This is a genomic window from Variovorax sp. P4_B10 (assembly GCF_056402375.1).
Window position 1 is genome coordinate 14,602 of record NZ_JBFUHN010000019.1, and the last position, 20,733, is coordinate 35,334.

Here is a 20,733-nt window from a genome sequence, read left to right on the forward strand (position 1 = left end):
TAAAAACTCGTTTGTGACAGCACGCCCCTGCGACGGAAGATCGCGCCTTCATTTTTCGAAGGCCCGCCCTTTCTTCCGTCGCCATGAACACCCCTGACTCTTCTTCCCCTGCAGCGAACGCGAACGGCCTGCTGTTCGTCGCGTCCGATGTCGAACCGGCCGACGAAGCCGACTTCAACCGCTGGTACGACAGGGAACATGTGGAAGAGCGCGTGCGCATTCCCGGCTTCCTGTCCGGCGCGCGCTACTTCTCGCTCGAAGGGGGGCGCAAGTACCTCGGGCTGTACCGCACCGAATCGCTGGCCGTGTTCGGCTCGGCTGGCTACCGCGCCGCATTCGAAAAGCAGACGCCGTGGTCCGTCGCCAACCTCGACCGCATGCGCCAGCCGATTCGCCGCGTGTGCGCCGTGCGCGCGGTCACCGGCTTCGGCAGCGGCAGCCATGTGGCCGTGCTGCCTCTCGCCGTCACCGGCAACGTCGAGGCGCTGGTTGCACGCGCCGCCGAAACCGGCCGCCAGCTGGCCGAGCAGGCAGGCTTCGTGCAGTCGTACCTGCTGGCACCCGACGCCACGCTCAGCACACCGCTGCCGCGCGAAGCTGTCGAAGGCCGCGTGCTGCAACCGATGCTGGTGGTGGAAACCAGCAGCGCCGATGCAGCGCGCACCGCACGCACTTCTGCAACCGCCGCACTCGATGCCGACCCGGCGGCCGCATGGCTGCTCGCGCTCGGCTGGAAGCTGAACGCCGCCGAGCTGAACTGATCCCGCCTCGCCGCATTTCCTGCTTCTTTCTCCTTCTCTCCATTGAACAAGGGCATTCCCATGACCGAACACGTTCTCACCGCCCCGGCCATCGCCGCGGCACCGCCCCGGATGGGCCGGCTGGCCATGGCCAGCTCCATCGGAACCACGCTGGAGTGGTACGACTTCACCGTCTACAACATCATGGCCGCGCTGGTCTTCAACGCGGTGTTCTTCCCGTCCTTCGACCCGCTGACGGGCACCATCCTCGCCTTCTCGACCTACGCGGTCGGCTACATCTCGCGTCCGCTGGGCGGCGTGGTGTTCGGCCATCTCGGCGACCGGCTCGGCCGGCGCTTCGTGCTGGTGGCCACGCTGGTCATCATGGGTGTGTCCACCGGCCTGATGGGCCTGCTGCCGACCTACGCGGCCTGGGGCATCTGGGCGCCGGTGGCGCTGGTTGCGCTGCGTTTCGTGCAGGGCGTGGCGCTCGGCGGCGAATGGGCCGGCGCGGTGCTGCTGTCGATGGAACACGGCAAGCCCGACGAGCGCGGCCGCAACGCCTCGTACACGCAGGTCGGCCCGTCGTGCGGCACGCTGATCGGCACCGGCTTCATCGCCGTGGTGTCGGCCTGGCTCAGCCCGGAAGACTTCCAGGCCTGGGGCTGGCGCATTCCCTTCATCTCCAGCGTCGCGCTGGTGCTGTTCGGGCTGTGGCTGCGCCGCGGCGTGGACGAGACGCCGGTCTTCCTCGAAATGGAACAGAAGAAGGCCACCGCCAAGACCCCCATCAAGGAAGTGCTCACGCAGCACTGGCGCCGCCTGCTGGTGGCCGGCGGCTCGCGCATCGGCTCCGACGTGCTCTATGCGCTGGTCGTGGTGTTCACCCTCACCTACGTGACGACGGTGCTGCATCTCTCCCGGCCGCTCGCGCTCACCGCCACGATGATCGGCGCGGCCTGCAACGCGGTCGCGGTGCCGTGGTTCGGCAGCCTGTCGGACCGCATCGGCCGCCGGCCGGTGTACATCGCCGGCGCGTTGCTGGGCATCGTCTGGGCCTTCGTTTTCTTCGTGCTGATGAACAGCGCACACCCTGTTGCCATCTGCGCGGCGGTGGTGGTCGGCCTGATCATCCACGCGATGATGTATGGCCCGCAGGCCGCCTTCGTGACCGAGCAGTTCCCCGGCCGCGTGCGCTACGCAGGCTCGTCGCTGGCCTACACGCTGGCCGGCATCCTTGGCGGCGGCTTCGCGCCGCTGATCATTGCGACCCTCTTCAAGTCGTGGGGCAGCACGGTGGCCGTGTCGCTGTATGTGACGGGCGCCCTGTGCGTCACGCTGATCGCCCTCTTCATCGCCCGAGAAACCGCCAAGCGCCCCCTTGAAGCCTGAGACGACCATGCACCTGCGTTTTGCCTGCGAAACCGTGAACGCCGACGGCGCACGGTCCATCGAACTGCGTTCCGTCGAGCCCACCGCGCTGGTGGTGGCGGGATGGACCGGCCGCGACATCGCGGCCATCGAACACCACATCGAGGAACTGGCGGCGCTCGGCGTGCCGCGTCCTTCCAGCGTGCCGCTGTACTACCGCGTGGCAACCCAGCTGCTGACCCAGTCGCCGGCCATCGAGGCGCTGGGCGACCGGAGTTCCGGCGAGGCCGAGCCCGTGCTCTTCTTCTCGCAGGGCGAGTGGTGGCTGAGCGTGGCCTCGGACCACACCGACCGCCATGTCGAGAGCTATTCCGTCGCCGTCTCCAAGCAGATGTGCGCCAAGCCGGTGGCCCAGGTGGCCTGGCGCTGGCGCGACCTGCAGGCGCATCAGGATGAAGTGGAACTGCACTCGCGCATCTTCGAAGGCGGCCGCTGGGTGGACTACCAGCGCGGCACGCTCGCATCGATCCGGCCGCTGGCCGCGCTGCGCGACGGCATGCCCGGTGCGGGTGCTGCGCCCGAAGGCCTGTTCATGACCTGCGGCACGCTGGGTGCGCTGCCCAATGCCAGGGGCGAAGGCATCCGGCCCGCGGCGCAGATGGAAATCGAGTTGCACGACCCGCGGCTGCAACGCCGCATCGTGCATCGCTACGCGGTGGAAGCACTGCCGGTGGTGGCGTGATGCGCGGCACCGGCCATCTCACCATCGCCGCCCTGCGCGAGCGCATCGCGCGCGGCGGGCTGTCGCATGAAGCGCTGATCGAGCAGGTGCTCGAAGCGGCCGCCCTGCCTTCGGCGGCGCATGTGTTCACGCGGCTCTACGCCGACGCCGCGCGCGCTTCGGCACGGCATGCCGATGCGGCGCAGAAGGCGGGCGTTCAGCTCGGCGCGCTCGCGGGCCTGCCGGTGTCGATCAAGGACCTGTACGACGTCGCCGGCGAAACCACGATGGCCGGCTCGGCCGTCTGCGCGGGCGAGCCGCCCGCCGTGCGCGATGCTGTGGCCGTGACGCGGCTGCGCACGCAAGGCGCGGCCGTCGTCGGCAAGACCAACATGACCGAGTTCGCGTTCTCCGGCGTGGGCATCAACCCGCACCACGGCACGCCGCACAACCCGGCGGATGCGGACACGCCGCGCATTCCGGGCGGCTCGTCGTCGGGCGCGGCCGTGTCGGTGGCGCTCGGTCTTGCCGTCGCCGGGCTGGGCTCGGACACGGGCGGCTCGATCCGCATCCCCGCGGCGCTGTGCGGGCTCGTGGGTTTCAAGAGCACGCAGTCGCGCGTTCCGCGCACGGGTGCCTTCGAGCTCGCGCGTTCGCTCGACACCGTCTGCGCCATGGCGCGCAGCGTCGAAGACTGCCTGATCGCCGATGCGGCCATTGCCGACGCGCCGCTGGCGGTGCGCAGACGCCCGCTGGAAGGCCTGCGCCTCGCCGTGCCCCGAACGCTGATGTTCGACGGCATCGAACCGGCGGTCGCACACGCCTTCGAGCGTTCGGTGCAGGCCCTGTCGGCGGCGGGCGCGCAGGTGGTCGACATCACGCTGGCCGAACTCGCCGAGATCGCGTCGATCAACGCGCCCGGCGGCTTCTCGCCGGTCGAGGCGTCGGCGGTGCACCGCGAGCGATTTGCCGCCCGACGCGAAGGCTTCGATGCCCGCGTCGCCGCACGCATCGCGCTCGGCACCGAGGTGCGCGCTGCCGACTACATCGCCATGCAGGACCGCCGGCGCGACTGGATCGTCCGCGTCGAGCGCGCCCTCGAAGGCTTCGATGCGCTGGTCTGCCCGACCGTGCCGATCGTTGCGCCGCCCATCGCGGCGCTGGCCGAGGACGCCGCCTTCTTCCAGGCCAACGGCCTGCTGCTGCGCAACACCTTCGCGATCAACCTGCTCGACGGGTGTTCATTCAGCCTGCCGTGCCATGTGCCCGGCGAACTGCCGGTGGGCCTGATGCTCTCGTCGGTGCGCGGCGACGACGCGCGGCTGGCGGCTGTGGCGCTGGCCGTCGAGCCCGTGTTGCGCATCCACTGAGCCGGACAGCGGGGCTGCGCCGCCAACGCGGCGGCGATTCGGCTATCGTCTTGCGAATGCCGCCTTCGCAACCTTCGCTCACCGGTCCCCGGGTTCTTCTGCGCCCGCTGCTCGCCTCCGACGCGGCGGCACTTGTCGCCGCCGCCGCAGACGGCGAACTCTGGAGCCTGCCTTTCACCGTCGTTCCCTCGGCCGAGACGGTCGATGCCTACATCGGCCATGCGCTCGCCGGCCAAGCCGCGGGCACCGTCATGCCCTTCGCGACCGTGCTGCGCGAAACCAGCCAGGTCATCGGCTCGACGCGCTTCTGGAAGATCGACCGCGTCCACCGCAAGCTCGAGATCGGAAGCACCTGGATTGCTGCCTCGTGGCAGAAGAGCTTCGTCAACACCGAGGCCAAGTACCTGATGCTGCGGCATGCCTTCGAAGAGATGGCCTGCGTGCGCGTGCAGTTCACGACCGACGAGATCAATGCGAAGTCCCGTGCGGCCATCCTGCGGCTCGGTGCGAAGCAGGAAGGCATTGTTCGCCACGAACGGATCATGCCGGACGGCCGCAAGCGCAACTCGGTGCGCTTCAGCATCATCGACGACGAGTGGCCGGCGGTGAAAGAGCAACTGGAAGCGAGGCTTCGCGCATGACCCATTCCGTCGTCGCCACTGAAGAGCGCCACTTCGAGAGCCTGCACAAGGCGCTCGACATCGTGGCGCGCGAAAAAAAGTATCTCGCGCAGACCCAGGCGCCGCCGCTGGCGCAATCGATCGCCTTCTACCGCAACGTGCTCGCCAGGAAATTCCCGCATTTCGTGGCGGTCGATGGCAACGGCAAGGTCGTGGGCTGGTGCGATGTGTCGCCGGTCTTCGGAAATTCGCGGGCCCACATCGGCATCCTGGGCATTGCCCTGCTGCCCGAGGCGCGCGGCCTGGGACTCGGTGCGCAGTTGCTGCAGGCTGCCATCGACAAGTCATGGTCGTGCGGGCTCACCCGCATCGAACTGGCCGTCCGCGCGGACAACCTGAATGCCAAGGCGCTGTACGAGCGCTTCGGCTTCGAACACGAGGGACTCGCGCGCCGTGCCAGCCTGATCGACGGCATTTACCACGATGCCTTCAAGATGGCCTTGCTTCGCTAGACTGAAACATTCACTGCAATCCGGAGAGCGTTCCCATGTGCAGAAGCATCAAGACCCTCTACAACTTCGAGCCCCCCGCCACCGAGCAGGAGATACGCGCCGCCGCATTGCAGTTCGTGCGCAAGCTCAGCGGCTTCAGCGTGCCGTCGAAGGCCAACGAAGAAGCTTTCGATCGCGCGGTCGATGAGGTGGCCGCCACCGCGGCGCGATTGATCGATTCGCTCGTCACCACCGCCGAGCCGAAAGACCGCGCCATCGAGGCGGAACGTGCAAAGGCCAGGTCGGCCGCCCGGTTCGGCACCGCAACCGCATCCGCCTGAAAAGCCCCCGCCGACACTCGCTGGCCCGGCATTTGATATGGTGTTTGCCTGCGGCTCCCCCATCGATCGAGGGCGGCCAAAAAGCACATGAAAAAGACCTACACCGGCGGCTGCCACTGCGGCACCGTGCGATTCGAAGCCGACATCGACCTGAGCCTGGGCACCCTGCGGTGCAACTGCGCCATCTGCACCCAGACACGCTTCTGGCCGGCCATCGTCGCGACCGACGCCTTCCGGTTGCTCGAAGGCGAATCCGAACTCAGCGAGCAGATGCTCGACACCCGCAACAGCCACTACATCGTGTGCAGACACTGCGGCGTGCGCTCCTTCGGCGTGGGCCATTCGCCCGAGACCGGCGCGAGCGCCTACGGCGTGAACGTGACCTGCCTCGACGACGTGGAACTCGACGACCTCGCCAGCTCGCCGATCAGCTATGTGGACGGGCATCGCGGCACCTGGCATGTCGCGCGCACGGCCATCGGGGCCTGACGAAGAGAATCGCTTCCCACGAACACAACCACCACCTGGAGACAACTTCATGCCCGTCGAACTCTGGCTCGCCTTCGTCGCGGCCTCTGCCATCCTGCTGATCATTCCGGGGCCGACCATCCTCACGGTGATCAGCTACTCCATGTCGCACGGCCGCCGCGCCAACGTGCCGCTGGTGGCGGCCGTGGCGCTGGGCGACTCGACCGCGCTGGTCGTCTCGCTGCTGGGCCTGGGCGCACTGCTGGCGACCTCGGCCTTCTGGTTCACGGCGGTCAAGTGGGTAGGCGGGCTGTACCTGCTGTACCTCGGCATCCGGCTGCTGCGCGCCGGCATCGCCTCCACCGAGATGGCGGCGCCCGAAGCGCCCGGCTCGCGCTGGCGGTTGTTCGCCAACACCTACCTGGTGACAGCGCTCAACCCCAAGGGCATCGTGTTCTTCGTGGCTTTCCTGCCGCAGTTCATCAGTCCCGCGGCCGACGTGACCCGCCAGCTCTGGGTGCTGGCCGCCACCTTCGTGGCGATGGCGGCGCTGAACGCAACGCTCTATGCGGTGTTCGCCGGTTCGGCCCGCAAGCTGCTCTCGTCGCCGCGTGCACAGCGGCGTTTCAACCTCGCGGGTGGGTCGCTGCTGAGTGCGGCGGGCATCTGGGCGCTGATGGCGCGCCGGCCGGTGTGAGGCCGGTGTAAAGACGCGCGGCTGACACCCTTCACGAAAAAAAGGGCCGCGAAGCACGGTGCTTCGCGGCCCTTTTTGCATCAGTAGCGGTACGGGTTGTTCGGGCTGCGGTCGTAGCGGTTGGGCACGCCGTCGTTGTCGCGGTCGCGGTCGTAGCGGTTCGGCACACCGTCGCGGTCGCGGTCGCCGTACTGGTGGCCGCGCGGCGGCGGCGGGCGGTCGTAGGGTACGGCCACGCAGCCGGCCAGGACGGCCGATGCGGCCAGCAGGATCGCCAATATCTTCGTCATGATGCGTTTCTCCTTGGAGTGGTTATGAAACCGGGGTTCGCCTCCTGCGAGCCGGTACTGCATTGAAGGCCACACCGGTACGCATTGGGTTTCTCCATGAAGGCCGTTGCGTGAAGTTCGTTACCGGATGTGGAATCTGCTGTGAACTTTGGGCTGAAGTTTTCACCCCGGCAAGGCGGCAAGCCGCCCGTCCCGGAGTAGGTGCAGTTCCCGTGGTGCATCGCCGAGAATGCGAGCACCCTCCAGATGGACAAACACCTTTCGATGCAGCCGCCTGCGCCTTTCATGCCCACCCGCAGGGCCCTCGCCGCGGCCTTGCTGGCAACGGCCTGCGCGCACCCGGCCTGGGCGCTCGTCAGCTTCGAGGAGGTCAAGCGCGAGTTCCGCTCCTCCGACACGGCCGTGCTCGACCGCAACGGCGAGCTGCTGCAGCGCGTGCGCACCGACGCCACCGTGCGGCGCGGCCAGTGGACCGCGCTGGCCGATGTGTCGCCGGCCCTGCGCACGGCCATGGTGCTCAGCGAAGACCGGCGCTTCTACGAACACAGCGGCATCGACTGGCGCGCGGTGTCTTCCGCAGCCTGGGGCAACCTCTGGAACACACGCACCCGCGGCGCATCGACCATCACGATGCAGCTCTCGGGCCTGCTCGACGACGACCTGCGCCGCGCCGCAGGCGGGCGCAGCTTCACGCAGAAGATCGGCCAGACGGTGGCGGCCACGCAGCTGGAGCGCAGCTGGCGCAAGGACCAGATTCTCGAGGCCTACCTCAACACCGTGCCGTTCCGCGGCGAGATCGTGGGCATCGATGCGCTCTCGCGCACGCTGTTCAGCAAGGCGCCGAGCGGCCTCGACGCACGAGAGGCCAGCGTGGCCGCGGCCCTGGTGCGTGCACCCAATGCCACGCCCGCGCTCGTCGCGCAGCGCGCCTGCGAGGTGCTGCGCGCGATGGAGCCCGAGCAGAAGGTCGACTGCGGGGCGATCGACATGTTCACCAGCGCGGCGGTGCAGCGGCGGGCCTTCGATGCCAACGAAGGCATCGCGCCGCATGCAGCGCGGCGGGTGCTGCGCGAGATGCGGGATGCGAATGCGGGGGCAGCCCCCACCCCGGCCCTCCCCCAGAGAGGGAGGGAAAAAGACAAGGAAGCGGTCGTGCGGACGACCTTGCGCGCGCCCTTGCAGCGCTTTGCCCTCGACACCCTGCACCGCCACCTGCGCGAGCTGCGCGACCGGCACGTGGAAGACGGCGCGCTCGTGGTGCTCGACAACGCGAGCGGCGAGGTGCTGGCCTGGGTCGGTTCCTCGGGTCCGTTGAGCCAGGCGGCCGAGGTCGACGGCGTGACCGCGCTGCGCCAGCCGGGCTCCACGCTCAAGCCGCTGCTCTATGGCCAGGCGATCGCCGAGAAGCGGCTCACCGCGGCCTCGCTGATCGAGGACTCGTCGGCCCAGATCAACACCGCCAGCGGCCTCTACATTCCGCAGAACTACGACCGCCGGTTCAAGGGCCCGGTCTCCGCACGCACCGCGCTGGCCGCCTCGCTCAACGTGCCGGCCGTGCGCACGCTGGTGATGGTGTCGCCCGAGTCCTTCGCGCGCGAACTGCGCGCCGCCGGCCTGCCGCTGCGCGAAAGCGGCGACTACTACGGCTACAGCCTCGCGCTCGGCAGCGCCGAGGTGTCGCTGCTGTCGCTCGCCAATGCCTACCGCATGCTGGCCAACGGCGGGCGCTACGGCCCCACGACGCTGACCGCGCGGCCGCCTGCGTCGCCGGCCGACAAGGCCAGGGCCGCCGGCGCGCCGCCGCTGCTCGATCCGCGCGCCGCCTTCATCGTCGGCGACATCCTCTCCGACCCGAACGCGCGCACGCGCACCTTCGGGCTCGACAGCATCCTCTCCACCCGTTTCTGGACCGCGGTGAAGACCGGCACCAGCAAGGACATGCGCGACAACTGGGCCGTGGGCTGGTCGCAGCGCTACACGGTCGGCGTGTGGGTCGGCAATGCGAGTGGCGCGTCGATGTGGGACGTGAGCGGCACCAGCGGCGCTGCGCCGATCTGGGCCGAGGTGATGCGCTTCCTGCACGCGCGCGAACCGAGCCGCTCGCCCGCGCCGCCCGCCGGCCTGGTCGAGGCGCGCGTGGAATTCGGCCCCGCCGCCGACGGCAACGCCATCGAGGCCGCGCGCAGCGAGTGGTTCCTGCAGGGCACCGAGCAACCGCTGTTCGCGCTCGACACCCGCATGGCGACCGATGCCATGGCCGCGCGCATCACCGCACCCGCGGACGGCACCATCATCGCGCTCGACCCCGACATTCCCCCGCTGCGCCAGCGCGTGCGCTTCGAATCCGAAGGCCGCGGCGTGCAGTGGCGCATCGACGGCAAGTTCTTCGCGCGCGGCAACAGCGCGCAATGGCTGCCCTGGCCCGGGCGCCATGTGATCGAGCTGGTGGACGCCGGCGGCAAGGTGGTCGACCAGCGCAAGCTCGAGGTGCGGGGTGCGGGCGTCGTGACGAAAAGCGCGCGCCGATGAGGGCGGCCCGCATGCCAGAATCAACGCATGCTGCCCACCGATGACGATGCCCGCCGTCTTCAAGTAACGCCCGCAGATCTGCGCGGCTGCCGCAACGGCGAGCTGGATGGCAGCCTGCTCCGGCCGGTCCCGGGTGGCCAGTTGCACCGCTGCGCAGCCATCGCCTGGGTTGCCATGCGGGAGGCGGCCGGCAGGGACGGCATTCACCTCGAGCCTACGCACAGCGTCGATACCTACCGGCCTCTGGCCGTGCAGGTCAGGGTTTTCCTGCGCCGGTATGCGAACGAGCCACAGCAGGACGAACGCGCTCCTGTGAATTGGGACGGAAAGACCTGGTGGCTCAAGCCGGGTTGTGCACCTGCGGCGGTACCAGGCACGTCGAGCCATGGGCTGGGACTGGCGGTCGACGTCCGCCACGCCAGCGAACGCCCGCGCGCGCAATGGCTGCGAAACCACGCCCATGAATTCGGCTGGTGGAGAGAGTTCGCGGAAGAACCCTGGCACTGGCGCTATTGCGCGGGCGACGAGGCGCCTGCCTATCTCGGGGCGCTGCCGAGCGCTTCGATGGACTCGCAGATCAGTGCGTCGAAGCGATTGCTTCTCTGAACGTCCTCGGGCCAGTTGTAGAGCGGAAGGCCGTTCTGCACGGCGACATCGGCACTGAGTTTCTGCAGCGCCTCGAGCGCAGGCAGGGCGAAACGCCCGCCTTCGAAAACGGGGCTGTCGAACACGCGCTGGCCATTCACGTAGGTGCGCGAGAACAGCGCAGGCGGTATCTGCACGGCGCCGCCTCGGCCTGCCGCACGGGCTTTCATCCGCCAGTACGGCGATGCGGACAGGGGGCTGCCGAAGACATCCTCGCAACGCGCATGGCGGGTGCGGAGCGCATCGCGGTCGACCACGCTGTTGTCGACGAACGCGGTCTCCATCCACCGCGTCATGCCCTCCAGGTACCAGCGGGTCTTGAACATCGCATAGCCGTACTGGAAGAGGTGGAACAGCTCGTGCGCGGGCGTGATGTTCCGGCTGGGCTGCAGGCGGCCGTTGACCGCGAACGACAGGGCGCAGTCCCCGCCCGCGCCGCCGCCTTGGGATTTTTCGCGGCTGACCTCGTCGAAAGCCAGGCCGTTGCCTTGTTCCATCGCCATCACGAAGACGTTGATGGCCTCGGCCAGCCGGTAGCGCGGCTGGCGCAGCGGATGGCGAAGGCCGAGCACGTCGGTGTAGACCGAGCGCGCGGTGGTCAGCTGGATGACCAGGTCGTCGATCGCGTCCGGAATGCCATTGCCGTTCGCATCGGTGGGATCGGCAAGGGCATCGGGGCCTTCCGTCGCATAGCGGATCCGGAACTCGTCGACCTTCAGCGTCCTGTTCAGCCGCGTCTGCATGCCGGACGCACTGGCGCGGCAGCGCCCGGGAGAACCGTCCGCACCCTGCGCCCATGCCAGCCGCAAGCCGAGGATCCCGATCGCCGCGACCGCGACGGCGGCGAGATGGCCCGGACGGATTTTCATCCGGGCACCTCCTCGCCGCACTTGAGCATGTCGACGAGTTCGCCCAGCCGCGTGCCGCCGGACCCCTTGACCAACGCAAGGTCGCCGTGCGCAAGGAGCTCGGGCAGCTTTTCCTTGAGGCGGTCGACGTCGGGAAACCAGTGCAATGGCAGCGTTCCATGGAGCCGCGCCTGCAGGTTCGTCATCTCGCCGCCGCACAGCAGGACCAGGTCGGGCGCCGCCTGCTGCACGCTCTCGGCAAGCGCCGCGTGCAGGTCCGCGCTCCCGGGGCCCAGCTCCAGCATGTCGCCCAGTATCAGGACCCGGCGGCCGTTCGCGACCGGCGGCTCGACCTCGCGGATCAGGCTCAGCGCAGCCGTCATCGATGCCGGGTTGGCGTTGTAGGCTTCGTCGAGGATGCGCAGCTGCTTCTCGCCGATCTTCAGGTCGGACACGCTGCCGCGCCCGGCAACCGGCTTGAACAGCGAGAACATCGGCAGCGCGACGTCGAGCGACAGGCCGAGGCCCTCGAGCGCGGCGACGCAGGCCAGGCTGTTGAGCGCCATGTGCTCGCCCGGCGCCCCCAGCGTGTAGCGAACGACGCGCCCGCCGGTTTCTGCATGGACTTCCCGCAGCGCCGCGTCGTATCCGACAAGACGCACATCGGCGTCGGGATGCCTGCCGTAGTTGACGATGCGCAATGCATGGCGCCCGGCTTCCTCGGCAAGGATGGACCACTGGGCGAGATCCCTGTTCAGCACCGCCAGGCCGCCCGGCTGCATGCCGGTGAAGATCCGGGCCTTGCGCCTTGCCACCTCCTCGATGCTGTCGTGGTACGCCAGGTGCGCCGACGTGATGGTGGTCACGATGGCGATATCGGGGCGAACCAGGCGGGCGCTTTCGCGCATCCGCCCGATCGCCATCTCGACGACCGTGAAGGGGGCGTTCCAGGGCACCGAGGACAAATTCCACGCAATGCCGTGCGGCAGATTCGCGTTCTGCGCGGTCTGCCCCACGTCGCCCCAGGGCCGCAGCACATGGCTCAGCATGGCGACGGTGGTCGTTTTTCCCGCGCTTCCGGTGACACCGATCAGGCGGCCGGTCATCTGGCTTCTGGCATAGGCGCCCAGTGCGAGGATCGCCGCACCGACGTCGGCCACGCGCAAGACCGGCTGGCCCGCGGGCAGATCGTCCAGCCCGCCCTCGGTGATCAGGGCCTGGGGCAGGAACGGCAGGCGCACCAGCGATGCGCGGTCCACGCCCCTGGGGCCTCCGGGCCCGCGCACCGCCACCATGTGGCCCGCCTGCATCGCCGCGGGCCAGGTGCAGAGCCCGGTCGCGCGCCACCGGCTCGACAACGGGGCGCGCAACCACTCGCCGCGGGTTGCGGCCCGCACGTTGGCGGCATTCCACCGTTCGTCCCTCGGCGGATGGCCCGCGGGTCCGGCGCGCCGATCGGCGGGGACTTCCCGTGTCAGGTGCTTCCAGTACGCCACATAGCCCGAGAGGTAGTGCTCCACATCGTCGATGCGCACGCGGAAGCTGTGGTGCTTGATGAAGAACGAGCCCGCGATGCGCTCGGGATTGCGGAAGAACATCGCCAGCTCGGGCCAGAAGTGGCCGTTGGCCAGGTAGCGCGCACGGTGCGCCAGCGCGCGGTCGAACTTGTCCCGGTCGAACCCGTCCAGCAGCGGGCGCAGCGCGGGGTCGTCCTCCATCCGCTGCAGCATCTCGCGCGCGGCCATCATGAGTTCGAGCAGCGTCGGAAAGGTGGTGATGCGCTCCAGCACGAAGTCCAGGTAGCCGGCCACGTTCTGCAGCCCGAACCGGTAGTAGCGCGTCTCGGGACGGTAGCGCGTGAGCTCGTTCACGCAGTAGCTCAGCCAGTGGTCGTGCGCGCGCCAGTGCTCGGCGGCGATGAAATGCTCGAAGGCCTTCTCCACGACGGCGAGCCAGCGCGCATCGCGCGTGAGCCCGTACAGGCGCATCAGCCCGAAGGCGGCCTCGCCGTCGTAGTAGATGACCCGGAACGCGTCCTTGACGCCGAGCCCCGGATGGTGGAGCACATGCACGAAGCGCCCGCTCGCGGGGTCCTGCATGGCGCGGATGCCCAGCGCGAGCTGCGCCATCAGCGGCTGGTACTGCGCGTCGCCGGTGAGCTCGGTGTACTTGACCAGCGCGAGCAGGCACACGGCGTTGCCGCCGAGCTTGATCTCGTCGCCGATGTCCACCAGGAAGGCCGCGTGCGTGCCGTCGGGCAGCACGGCCGGCCGGATCAGCCGCTGGGTCAGAAAGCCCAGCGAGCGGTCGATGGCGGCCTTCTGCGTGGCGCTGCGCGTGAGCTCCCAGGCCTCGAGCATGGCGTAGGTGGAGCTGGCGTGGCGCAGGGTGTTGTAGGTGGGGATGGCGCGGTCGAAGCAGGGAAACCAGCCGTAGTGGAACTCGCCCGTGGGCTGGACCTGCCCGGCGAGGTAGTCGCTGGCCGCATCGACCATGGCACGGACCTGCGCCGCATCCCAGGTGTCCAGCCGGCGGTAGCCTGCGGCCTGCCCCCGGGCGGTGAGGGGCCAGGTGCCACCGGCATCGGCGTACACGCCCCGGGTGGTGAAGCACCAGACGGGCGCAGCATCGTCCGAGGGAAAGTCGATCTCCGTGCCGAAGCGGCGCTTGGTGTGCAGGCGCAGATTGGCCGGGTTGGGCACCGCATGCTCGAACTCGCCGTTGTAGAGGATGGCGCCGCCGTGCATCTCCTGCGCCAGCAGCGCGGTCTCGAAGCGCGCGTCGAAGGCGATGCCCTGGTTGAAATAGTTGCGCTTGGTCTTCGCCAGGCGGGCCTTGAGTTCGCCCCAGGTCAGCGGCTCCACCTGGTCGACCACCTCGGCGCGCAAACGCTCGGGTGGCCGGTCGGCGCGTTGCACCTGGACAGCCAGCGCATCGGCGGCCTGCCGCCATGCCGTGTCGATGTCCGGGCCGCGCCCCGACACCACGCGGGCACGGCTTTGGCCTTCGCCCATGGCGAGGAACACCACGCATCCGGCCTCGTGCGACGTGTCCGGCTCGCGCAATTCGTCGCCCGGCAACTCCTGCAAGGCCTTGCGGGCGTTCATCAGGAGCGTGTCGATGTGCAGACCTGGGGGCATGGCATCCGATGCGGCAGCCGCGCTTGCCACTTGCAACTGCATGCCTGCTTTTCCTTCTGAAAGTTCCCCTCGCAGGCTCTGTGTCCTGCGAGCTCCAAACCGGCTTCTTAGACGCCGCGCTCTCGCGGCTGCAACGACTGGAATCGATTTCCCGCATGCTGTCAACGAAAATATCGGACCGCCAACCTGCAAACGCAACCGGCCATACGCCAGCTTTCCACCCTCGCGCGGGTGTCTTAGGATGGCCCCGCCCTCCACTTCCACGGCGGCCTCATGGATTCATTGCCCGCACTCTGGGGTGACTTCCTCATCTTCACGGGTGTCCTCTTCGGCATCCTGCGAAAAGTGCCCGACGTCGTCTGGGCCGGGGCGATCGCATCATTCCTGACCTTGTCGGGCGTGAAGGTCGCCAACCGGGACAACACGCGGCGCCTCATGCTGCGGCTGCGGCACGACAGGGAAGAGAAGGCGGCCCAGCGGCTGGCCGACCTTCGCAGGGATGTCTATCTGCACGCGATCGAGCAGTTCGTCCATGCCAGCTCGTACCTGGGTTCGCTGCCGGCCACGGATCTGAACAAGGCCGAGACGGCGCAGCCCCTGCAAGGCTTCTTCGCGGCGGCCGCCAAGCTGCAGATGGTTTCGGAGAGCCGGACGTCCGCGCTGGTGTCCGACCTGATCGGCACCTTCGGCGTGCTTCACCTGCGGCTGATCGGGGCCGCCCAGCCGATACGGCAGCTGCTGAGCGAGATCGATTTCTACACGACGCTCTGGGAAGGCGCGCTGGCCGAACAGAAGCGCGTGCTCTCGGCGATCGCCCAGTTCGTCGAATCCGGCGACATGGAAAGGGACGAAGCCAGGCGCAGGGCGCTCGACCTCACGCTCGACACCCAGACGAAATTCCTCAGAGACCACAGCGAAACACGCCAGGCGCTCCATCTCGAGCGGAATGCGCTGCACGGGGAGTTCGTGAAGAACCTGATGCTGGGACTGCAGGCGATCAACACGAAGATGCAACCGGTCATGGTCGCCATCCGGCGCGAACTGCACATCGACAACCAGCTCGACGCCTATGCGGACGCGGTGGCCGAGCAACAGGACCGCGTGGCAGGCGCGGTCGCCGAGTTGATGGCGCAGCTGGACGCCCCCAGGCCGCGGTGATCGCGCCCGCTCAATCCACCTTCACGCTGAAGAGCACCGACCCCGATCCGCCCGGCGCGAGCGAGCCGACGAACTCCCAGCTCAGCGTGCCGGTGCCGCCGGCGGTCTGCGCCACCGCGCAGGCCACCGAAGGCGCGGGGGTGGCGTTGGCAGGCGTGTTCTTCCGGCAGCCGGTCAGCGAAGCGGGCGTGGTGCCGGCCTGTGCGGCGCCGAAGCTGGTGTACTGCGGCGTCGCGTCGTTGATCTTCATGTCGGAGATCGGGGTCGTTCCGTTGTTGGTGTAGGTGACGCGGTACTCCAGCGTCTCGCCCGACTTGGCCTGGTTGTTCACGCCGAAGCTGCCGCCCTGCGTGACGTTGCGCACTTCCTTCTTGAGCTCGAGCGCGCTGTTCGACACCGTCGTGGTGTCGAGCACCGTGTAGCTCGCGCTCAGGGCCGGGCCGGCGTTGGTGAAGCCGAAGCTGGCCTGCACCGTGCTCTGGTTGTTGTTGCCGTTGGCCGCGTTGGCGGGAATGAACTCCTGCATCACGATGCACACGTTCTGCCCGGCCACCACCGTGACCGGCGCCGCGGGCGGATACAGCAGCGCGGCGCCGGCCTGCTGCGCGCCGGTGCAGCCGGTGTCGGCAAAGATCTTGCCGCTCCAGCCGCTCACGGCCGGCGCGTCGACCGAACTCGATATGCCGAAGCTCACCGTGCCGCCGGTCCGCGCAATGAAGGTGTGCGCATAGCTGACGGTGCTGCCCGGCATGCCGCTCTTGGCGCCGTCGGCCGCAAAGGTGTTGCGGTCCACGTCGCCGAAGTTGAGGCCGGTGTGGCCCGTGCCGTTCCAGGCGAAGGCAATGCGGTCGGGCGTTCCGGTGCGCGTATAGGTGTAGCTGGTGCCGCCGCTCGCCACCGTCGAGCCCGAAGGCAGCGGGACGGCACCGAACGAAGCGCCGGTCGAGAGGCGCAACGCGGTGTTGGTTTCTTCCACGCACAGCGGCGCGTTCGCGGCGGTGGCAAAGGGCACGTCGAGCGCATAGTTGCCGGCGCCGTCGGTGGTGGCCGTCGACAGCACCGCGGCGCTGCAGTTGGTGAGCTGCACGCTCACGCCGGCAATGCCGCCCTCGCTGCCGTTGATCAACCCGTCGTTCGCGACGCCCGAGCCCGTGCCGTTGTCGAGAAACACGCGGCCCGTCACGGTGTAGCCGAAGCCGTTGACGAAGGTGCAGGTGATGTTGGCGCCGGCCACCATGTTGGCCGCGGGAACGGTGAGCTCGTTGCCGGCCAGCGTGCCGAAGGGCACGGTGGGCGTGGCGCTGGCCGCATCCAGGCAGCTCGCGCTGATCGGGTTGGCAGGCCAGCCGGCGGGCACGCTTTCCTTGATCGTCGCCAGCACGCCGGCCGTGCCGGTCAGGTTGGCGGCGCCGCTCGCGGTGCCGGCACCGGTGACGCTGATGCTGTCGGTGGCGGCCGAGAGTCCGCTGAGCGCGAAGCCGAACAGGTTGGCGCCGCTGCCGCCGGTGGTGGTCTTCACGATCTGCAACCGGGGGAACGGCGGCGTGAAGGTGTTGGTGAAGGTGCAGGCGATGTTGCTGCCCGCGGCGGTGGCGGCCGCATCGAGCGTCACCTTGCGGTTGGGCAGGTCGGGCGTGGCGGTGCCGCCCGCACCCAGGCCGGTGCAGCTCACGCCGGTGAGCGCGTAGTTGGCGGGCAGCGGGTCTTCGGTGATGGTGGTGGCGATGCCCGGTGCGGCCAGCGTCTGGATCGCGCCCGCGGCCGCGGTGCCGGCCGTGACGGTGGTGATCGTCTGCGCCGCGAGGCCGTTGCTGCCGGTGAAGCCGAAGGGGCCCACGCCGCCGTTGCTCACCTTGCTGACCGTCACCGTGGCCGAGGCCGCGTTGGTGAAGGTGCACAGCAGCGGCCTGCCGTACTGCACGCTGGCTGCGGGGATCGTGTAGGTGCGCGCATCGGCGCCGGTGCCCAGGCTGCCGACCGGCGTGCCGGCATCGGTGCAGGCTGCGCCGGCCAGGTTCCAGCCCGGCACGGCCGGCTCGGCGATGGTGATCGCGGTGCCCTGGGCCGTGGCCGAGAAGGGCTGCGTGCCGGCCGTCGCCGTGTTGCCGTCGACCTGCACCGCCGTGCCCGCCGCCACCGTGCTGACCACGCCGTTGGTCTGGGTGGTATTGCTCAGCGTGAAATTGAAGGGACCGCCGGCGCCGCCGGTGGTGGTCTTCGACAGGGCCACGGTGGGCGGGGTGCAGACCGCGGTGGTGGTGGCCTGCGCGAGGAAGCCTTCGGCGTTGGCGCCACTCTTGATGTGCACCACCACGGTGTTGCTGCCGGTGCGCCAGTTGCTGGACAGCGTCGCGCTCGCCTGCCTGCCAGCGTCGAATCCGCGGAAGTTGTAGGGGTCGCTGCCGCCCTGCGGCACGCCGGGCACGGTCTGCAGCACGCCGTTGACGAACACCTCGGCCACCGAGTTGTCGGAATAGAAGTCCAGCTTCAGCGAGAAGGTCGCCGGGTTCACCGACGCCGCCATGTTGAAGGTGAAGCGGTGGTAGACGTCGACGTTGCCGGCGTGGTTCGGGTTGTAGTTGGAATTCCAGTTGGCGTTGCCGAAGGGCGAATTGATCCAGGCACCCGGGGCCTTGTTGCCCACGTAGGCACGCTGCCACGAAGCCACGGTGCCGGGGCCGCCGCTGGCGGCGCCTTCGCCCGACTCCCACACCGTGTCGCGCCCGGTGCTCAGCGGCGGGCCGCTGACGCCGTTGTAGGCGGTGTTGAAGATCGCGGCGTTCGAGAGGCAGTTGACCGTCGGCGGAATGGGCGGCGAGGTGCCGCCGGTGTCGCCGGTGTTGGTGAAGGTACAGACCAGGTTGGCGCCCGGCGCTGTGGCCGCGGCATTGAGCGTGAGCGTGCGGCCCGAGAGCGTGGCGGTGCCGCCGGAAGGCAGGCCGGTGCAGGAAGCGGCCGTCAGCGTGTAGCCCGCCGGGGGCACGCCCTCGGTGATGGTGGTGGCCGTGCTCGCGGCCGTGAGCGTCTGCACCGGCGCGCTCTCGGGCGTGCCGGCCACGGTGGTGGTGATGCTCTGCGCGGCGAGCCCGTTGCTGCCGGTGAAGTCGAAGGTGCCGACGCCGTTGAGCGAGGTCTTGCGGATGGTCACCGTCGGCAGCGACAGGAACCTGTAGGTCTGCGGGCTCGGCAGGTAGCTGTTGCCGCTGGCCGTGAAAATGCCGCCCAGTGCCACGCCGCCCAGCGTGACCGTGGTGGCGCTGTAGGTCGCGGCCACGGTGCTCGTTGCCGTCACCTGGCAGAGGCTCGCGGCGGTGGTGGTGCAGCTGGCCGCCGCGCCCACCGTGCCGCCGTTGAAGGCCACGTCGGGCGTGGCGCCGAAGCTCACGACCACGCCGGCACCGACCAGGTTGCCGCTCGCATCGCGCACGAAGGCCTGCAGCACGTCCTGCGCACTGCCGTTGGCCAGCTGGCCGTCGGTGACGATGCGCAGGCCCGACTGCGCGGCGCTCGGCGCGCCGACCACGAAGGCATAGGCCGCCGGGCTCGCGCCGTAGCTTTGGCCCCCCGCGGTGAAGACACCGGTCAGCGCGCCGGCCGGGATGCTGACGGCGCTGCTCTTGGTTCCTGGCACGGTGCTGGTCGCCGTCACCTGGCAGAGGCCGCCGGCACCGGTGGTGCAGCTGCCGGCCGCGCCGACCGTGCCGCCGTTGAAGGCCACGCCGGCGGTCGCGGCGAAGGTCACCACCGTGCCGGCCACCGGGTTGTCGGCAGCGTCGCGCACGATGGCTTCGAGCACGTCCTGCGCGCTCCCGTTGGCCACCTGGTTGTTGGTGACCGTGCGCTCGCCCGAGCGCGCCAGGGCGGCTGCGCCGGCAACCACGGTGGTGGCGGCGCTGCCGCAACTGATCGTGGCGTTGGACACGCAGCCCGCACCGGGGTTCGTGGCGGGCGTTCCGTTGCCGACGACATTGGTGCTCGCGTAGTTGGTGAGCACGGTGCCTGCGACCGTGGTCGCCGTGGCGGTGAGCGTGAAGTTGCGCGTCGCCCCGGCGGGAAGCCCGGCGGCGGGCAGCGTCATCGTGCAGGTCAGCAACGCGCCGGCCGTGCTCGGCAACGTGCCGCAGTTCACGGCGTTGACGTTGGTGCCGGGCGTGACCGCCGTGGCGATCACGCCCGCCGGCAGTTGATCGCGAACGATCACCGTCGTGCCGGTGGCGACCGCACCGCTGTTGGCCACGCTGAGGGTGTAAGTGATGGCGGCTCCCGACGACACTGTCGCCGGCGCCGTCTTGCTCAGCGTGATCACCGGCAGGTTGTACTGGATCACCACGAGGCCGTTGCCGCCGCTGAGGTCGCCGCCGCCGCCAGTGCCGATGCCAGCGACGTAGTGGGTGTCGCCGGTGGTGGCCGCCGCGCCGCCGACATTGTCGGACGCCGAATTCGATCCCATGGCCGTGGTCGAACCGCTCACGCCCCCGACATAGCCGGATCCCCCGCCGCCCATGCCGTTGGGCGAAGTTCCCTGGCACAGGCCGCCGCCGCCGCCGAAGTAGCCACCCCCGCCGCCGCCGCCGCCTTCGTTCTGGTTCTCGTTGGTAGAGCCGCCGCTGCCGCCCTGGAGCGCCGTGCCGGCCGTCGGCGCACCGAGATTGCAGGTGCCGCCCGTTCCCGCCGCGCCCCCTCCTGCCTGGGTGCCGGGCCGCCCGCTGGCAGCCACGTTGTCGTCGCGCCCGGTCGTTCCGCCGCCGCCGCCGGCCGCGGGCGTGCCGACGTCCGCCCCCGGTGACGAACCGCCGCCGCCGCCGGCGATGAGCCTGGCGTTGCCCTGTGTGTAGGTCGTCGTGGCGAACACGCCCGACAGGCCGCCGCCGCTCGCACCGATGGCCGTGGCCTGTCCGTTGCCGCCCGCGCCGCCGCCGCCATAGGTGCCGGTGAGATCGTTGACCGCGCCGCCTGCGCCGACGCGAACGCCCAGCGCCGTGCCCGCGGTCACCGTCAGCGTGCCGGAGGAAAAGCCACCGCCGCCGCCGCCGCGTTGCGCGGTGTAGTAGCCGGTGTTGGGTCCGCCGCCGCCCGCGCCCCATGCCTTGATGAACACCGAGCTCACGCCGGTCGGCACGGTGAACGTCTGGTTGGCGCCGGTGTACGTGATCTGGACACAGGCGTTGTAGCCCGATTGCGGCACGCACGCCAATTGGTCAGCCACGGCCGGCGCCGACATCAACAACGCCGGCAGCACCAGGACACACGCCCACAGGCCGCGCATGCGCCGGGCGATCGAGGATGGAATGTGAGTCATCTGTC

The 20,733-nt window shown here is 69.4% G+C and carries 16 protein-coding genes; 12 read left to right on the forward strand and 4 right to left on the reverse strand.

Annotated elements, in window-relative coordinates; all coding sequences use genetic code 11:
• Positions 1-83 precede the first annotated feature (83 nt).
• The 9 genes from AC1DXX_RS11530 to AC1DXX_RS11570 all read left to right on the forward strand — a co-directional run bounded on the left by AC1DXX_RS11530 (position 84) and on the right by AC1DXX_RS11570 (position 6,819).
• Positions 84-761: a hypothetical protein gene (locus AC1DXX_RS11530; RefSeq protein WP_478134322.1), complete on the forward strand. Its 678-nt coding sequence runs from the start codon at positions 84-86 to the stop codon at positions 759-761.
• A 60-nt stretch (positions 762-821) separates the two neighbouring features.
• Positions 822-2,132, forward strand: coding sequence for an MFS transporter (locus tag AC1DXX_RS11535; RefSeq protein WP_478134323.1), 1,311 nt, complete (start codon positions 822-824; stop codon positions 2,130-2,132).
• Positions 2,133-2,139: 7 nt separating this feature from the next.
• Positions 2,140-2,853, forward strand: a complete 714-nt coding sequence (locus AC1DXX_RS11540; protein ID WP_478134324.1) for a DUF2848 domain-containing protein — start codon at positions 2,140-2,142, stop codon at positions 2,851-2,853.
• Positions 2,853-4,202, forward strand: coding sequence for an amidase (locus AC1DXX_RS11545; RefSeq protein ID WP_478134325.1), 1,350 nt, complete (start codon positions 2,853-2,855; stop codon positions 4,200-4,202). Before AC1DXX_RS11540 ends, AC1DXX_RS11545 begins: the two co-directional genes overlap by 1 nt.
• A gap of 56 nt (positions 4,203-4,258) precedes the next feature.
• Positions 4,259-4,843 (forward strand): GNAT family N-acetyltransferase, encoded by a 585-nt coding sequence (locus tag AC1DXX_RS11550; RefSeq protein ID WP_478134326.1) that lies wholly within the window; start codon positions 4,259-4,261, stop codon positions 4,841-4,843.
• On the forward strand, positions 4,840-5,334 hold the full coding sequence (locus AC1DXX_RS11555) for an N-acetyltransferase family protein (RefSeq protein ID WP_478134327.1): 495 nt from the start codon (positions 4,840-4,842) through the stop codon (positions 5,332-5,334). Before AC1DXX_RS11550 ends, AC1DXX_RS11555 begins: the two co-directional genes overlap by 4 nt.
• 35 nt (positions 5,335-5,369) lie before the next feature.
• Entirely contained in the window at positions 5,370-5,654 is a 285-nt protein-coding gene (locus tag AC1DXX_RS11560; RefSeq protein WP_478134328.1) for a DUF2277 domain-containing protein, read from the forward strand.
• A gap of 87 nt (positions 5,655-5,741) precedes the next feature.
• Positions 5,742-6,143: a GFA family protein gene (locus AC1DXX_RS11565; RefSeq protein WP_478134329.1), complete on the forward strand. Its 402-nt coding sequence runs from the start codon at positions 5,742-5,744 to the stop codon at positions 6,141-6,143.
• A 49-nt stretch (positions 6,144-6,192) separates the two neighbouring features.
• Positions 6,193-6,819 (forward strand): LysE family translocator, encoded by a 627-nt coding sequence (locus AC1DXX_RS11570; RefSeq protein WP_478134330.1) that lies wholly within the window; start codon positions 6,193-6,195, stop codon positions 6,817-6,819.
• Positions 6,820-6,899: 80 nt separating this feature from the next.
• On the opposite strand, the gene AC1DXX_RS11575 is transcribed toward AC1DXX_RS11570, so the two are convergent.
• Positions 6,900-7,109, reverse strand: a complete 210-nt coding sequence (locus AC1DXX_RS11575; protein ID WP_478134331.1) for a thrombospondin type 3 repeat-containing protein — start codon at positions 7,107-7,109, stop codon at positions 6,900-6,902.
• Positions 7,110-7,373: 264 nt separating this feature from the next.
• Between AC1DXX_RS11575 and pbpC the strand changes: the two genes are divergently transcribed.
• Together pbpC and AC1DXX_RS11585 are read left to right on the forward strand one after the other, a co-directional pair.
• Entirely contained in the window at positions 7,374-9,638 is a 2,265-nt protein-coding gene (gene pbpC, locus AC1DXX_RS11580; protein ID WP_478134378.1) for a penicillin-binding protein 1C, read from the forward strand.
• A 27-nt stretch (positions 9,639-9,665) separates the two neighbouring features.
• Positions 9,666-10,244: a M15 family metallopeptidase gene (locus AC1DXX_RS11585; RefSeq protein ID WP_478134332.1), complete on the forward strand. Its 579-nt coding sequence runs from the start codon at positions 9,666-9,668 to the stop codon at positions 10,242-10,244.
• Here AC1DXX_RS11585 and AC1DXX_RS11590 read toward each other — a convergent pair.
• Both AC1DXX_RS11590 and AC1DXX_RS11595 read right to left on the reverse strand, forming a co-directional pair.
• Positions 10,175-11,152, reverse strand: coding sequence for a hypothetical protein (locus tag AC1DXX_RS11590; RefSeq protein ID WP_478134333.1), 978 nt, complete (start codon positions 11,150-11,152; stop codon positions 10,175-10,177). The genes AC1DXX_RS11585 and AC1DXX_RS11590 overlap by 70 nt on opposite strands.
• Entirely contained in the window at positions 11,149-14,313 is a 3,165-nt protein-coding gene (locus AC1DXX_RS11595; RefSeq protein WP_478134334.1) for a UDP-N-acetylmuramoyl-tripeptide--D-alanyl-D-alanine ligase, read from the reverse strand. Before AC1DXX_RS11595 ends, AC1DXX_RS11590 begins: the two co-directional genes overlap by 4 nt.
• 231 nt (positions 14,314-14,544) lie before the next feature.
• On the opposite strand from AC1DXX_RS11595, the gene AC1DXX_RS11600 reads away from it, so the two are divergent.
• Positions 14,545-15,429, forward strand: a complete 885-nt coding sequence (locus tag AC1DXX_RS11600; RefSeq protein WP_478134335.1) for a hypothetical protein — start codon at positions 14,545-14,547, stop codon at positions 15,427-15,429.
• A 10-nt stretch (positions 15,430-15,439) separates the two neighbouring features.
• Here the strand turns inward: AC1DXX_RS11600 and AC1DXX_RS11605 are convergent, their stop codons facing one another.
• Complete coding sequence (locus AC1DXX_RS11605) at positions 15,440-20,728, reverse strand: beta strand repeat-containing protein (RefSeq protein ID WP_478134336.1); 5,289 nt, start codon at positions 20,726-20,728, stop codon at positions 15,440-15,442.
• Positions 20,729-20,733: the final 5 nt, after the last annotated feature.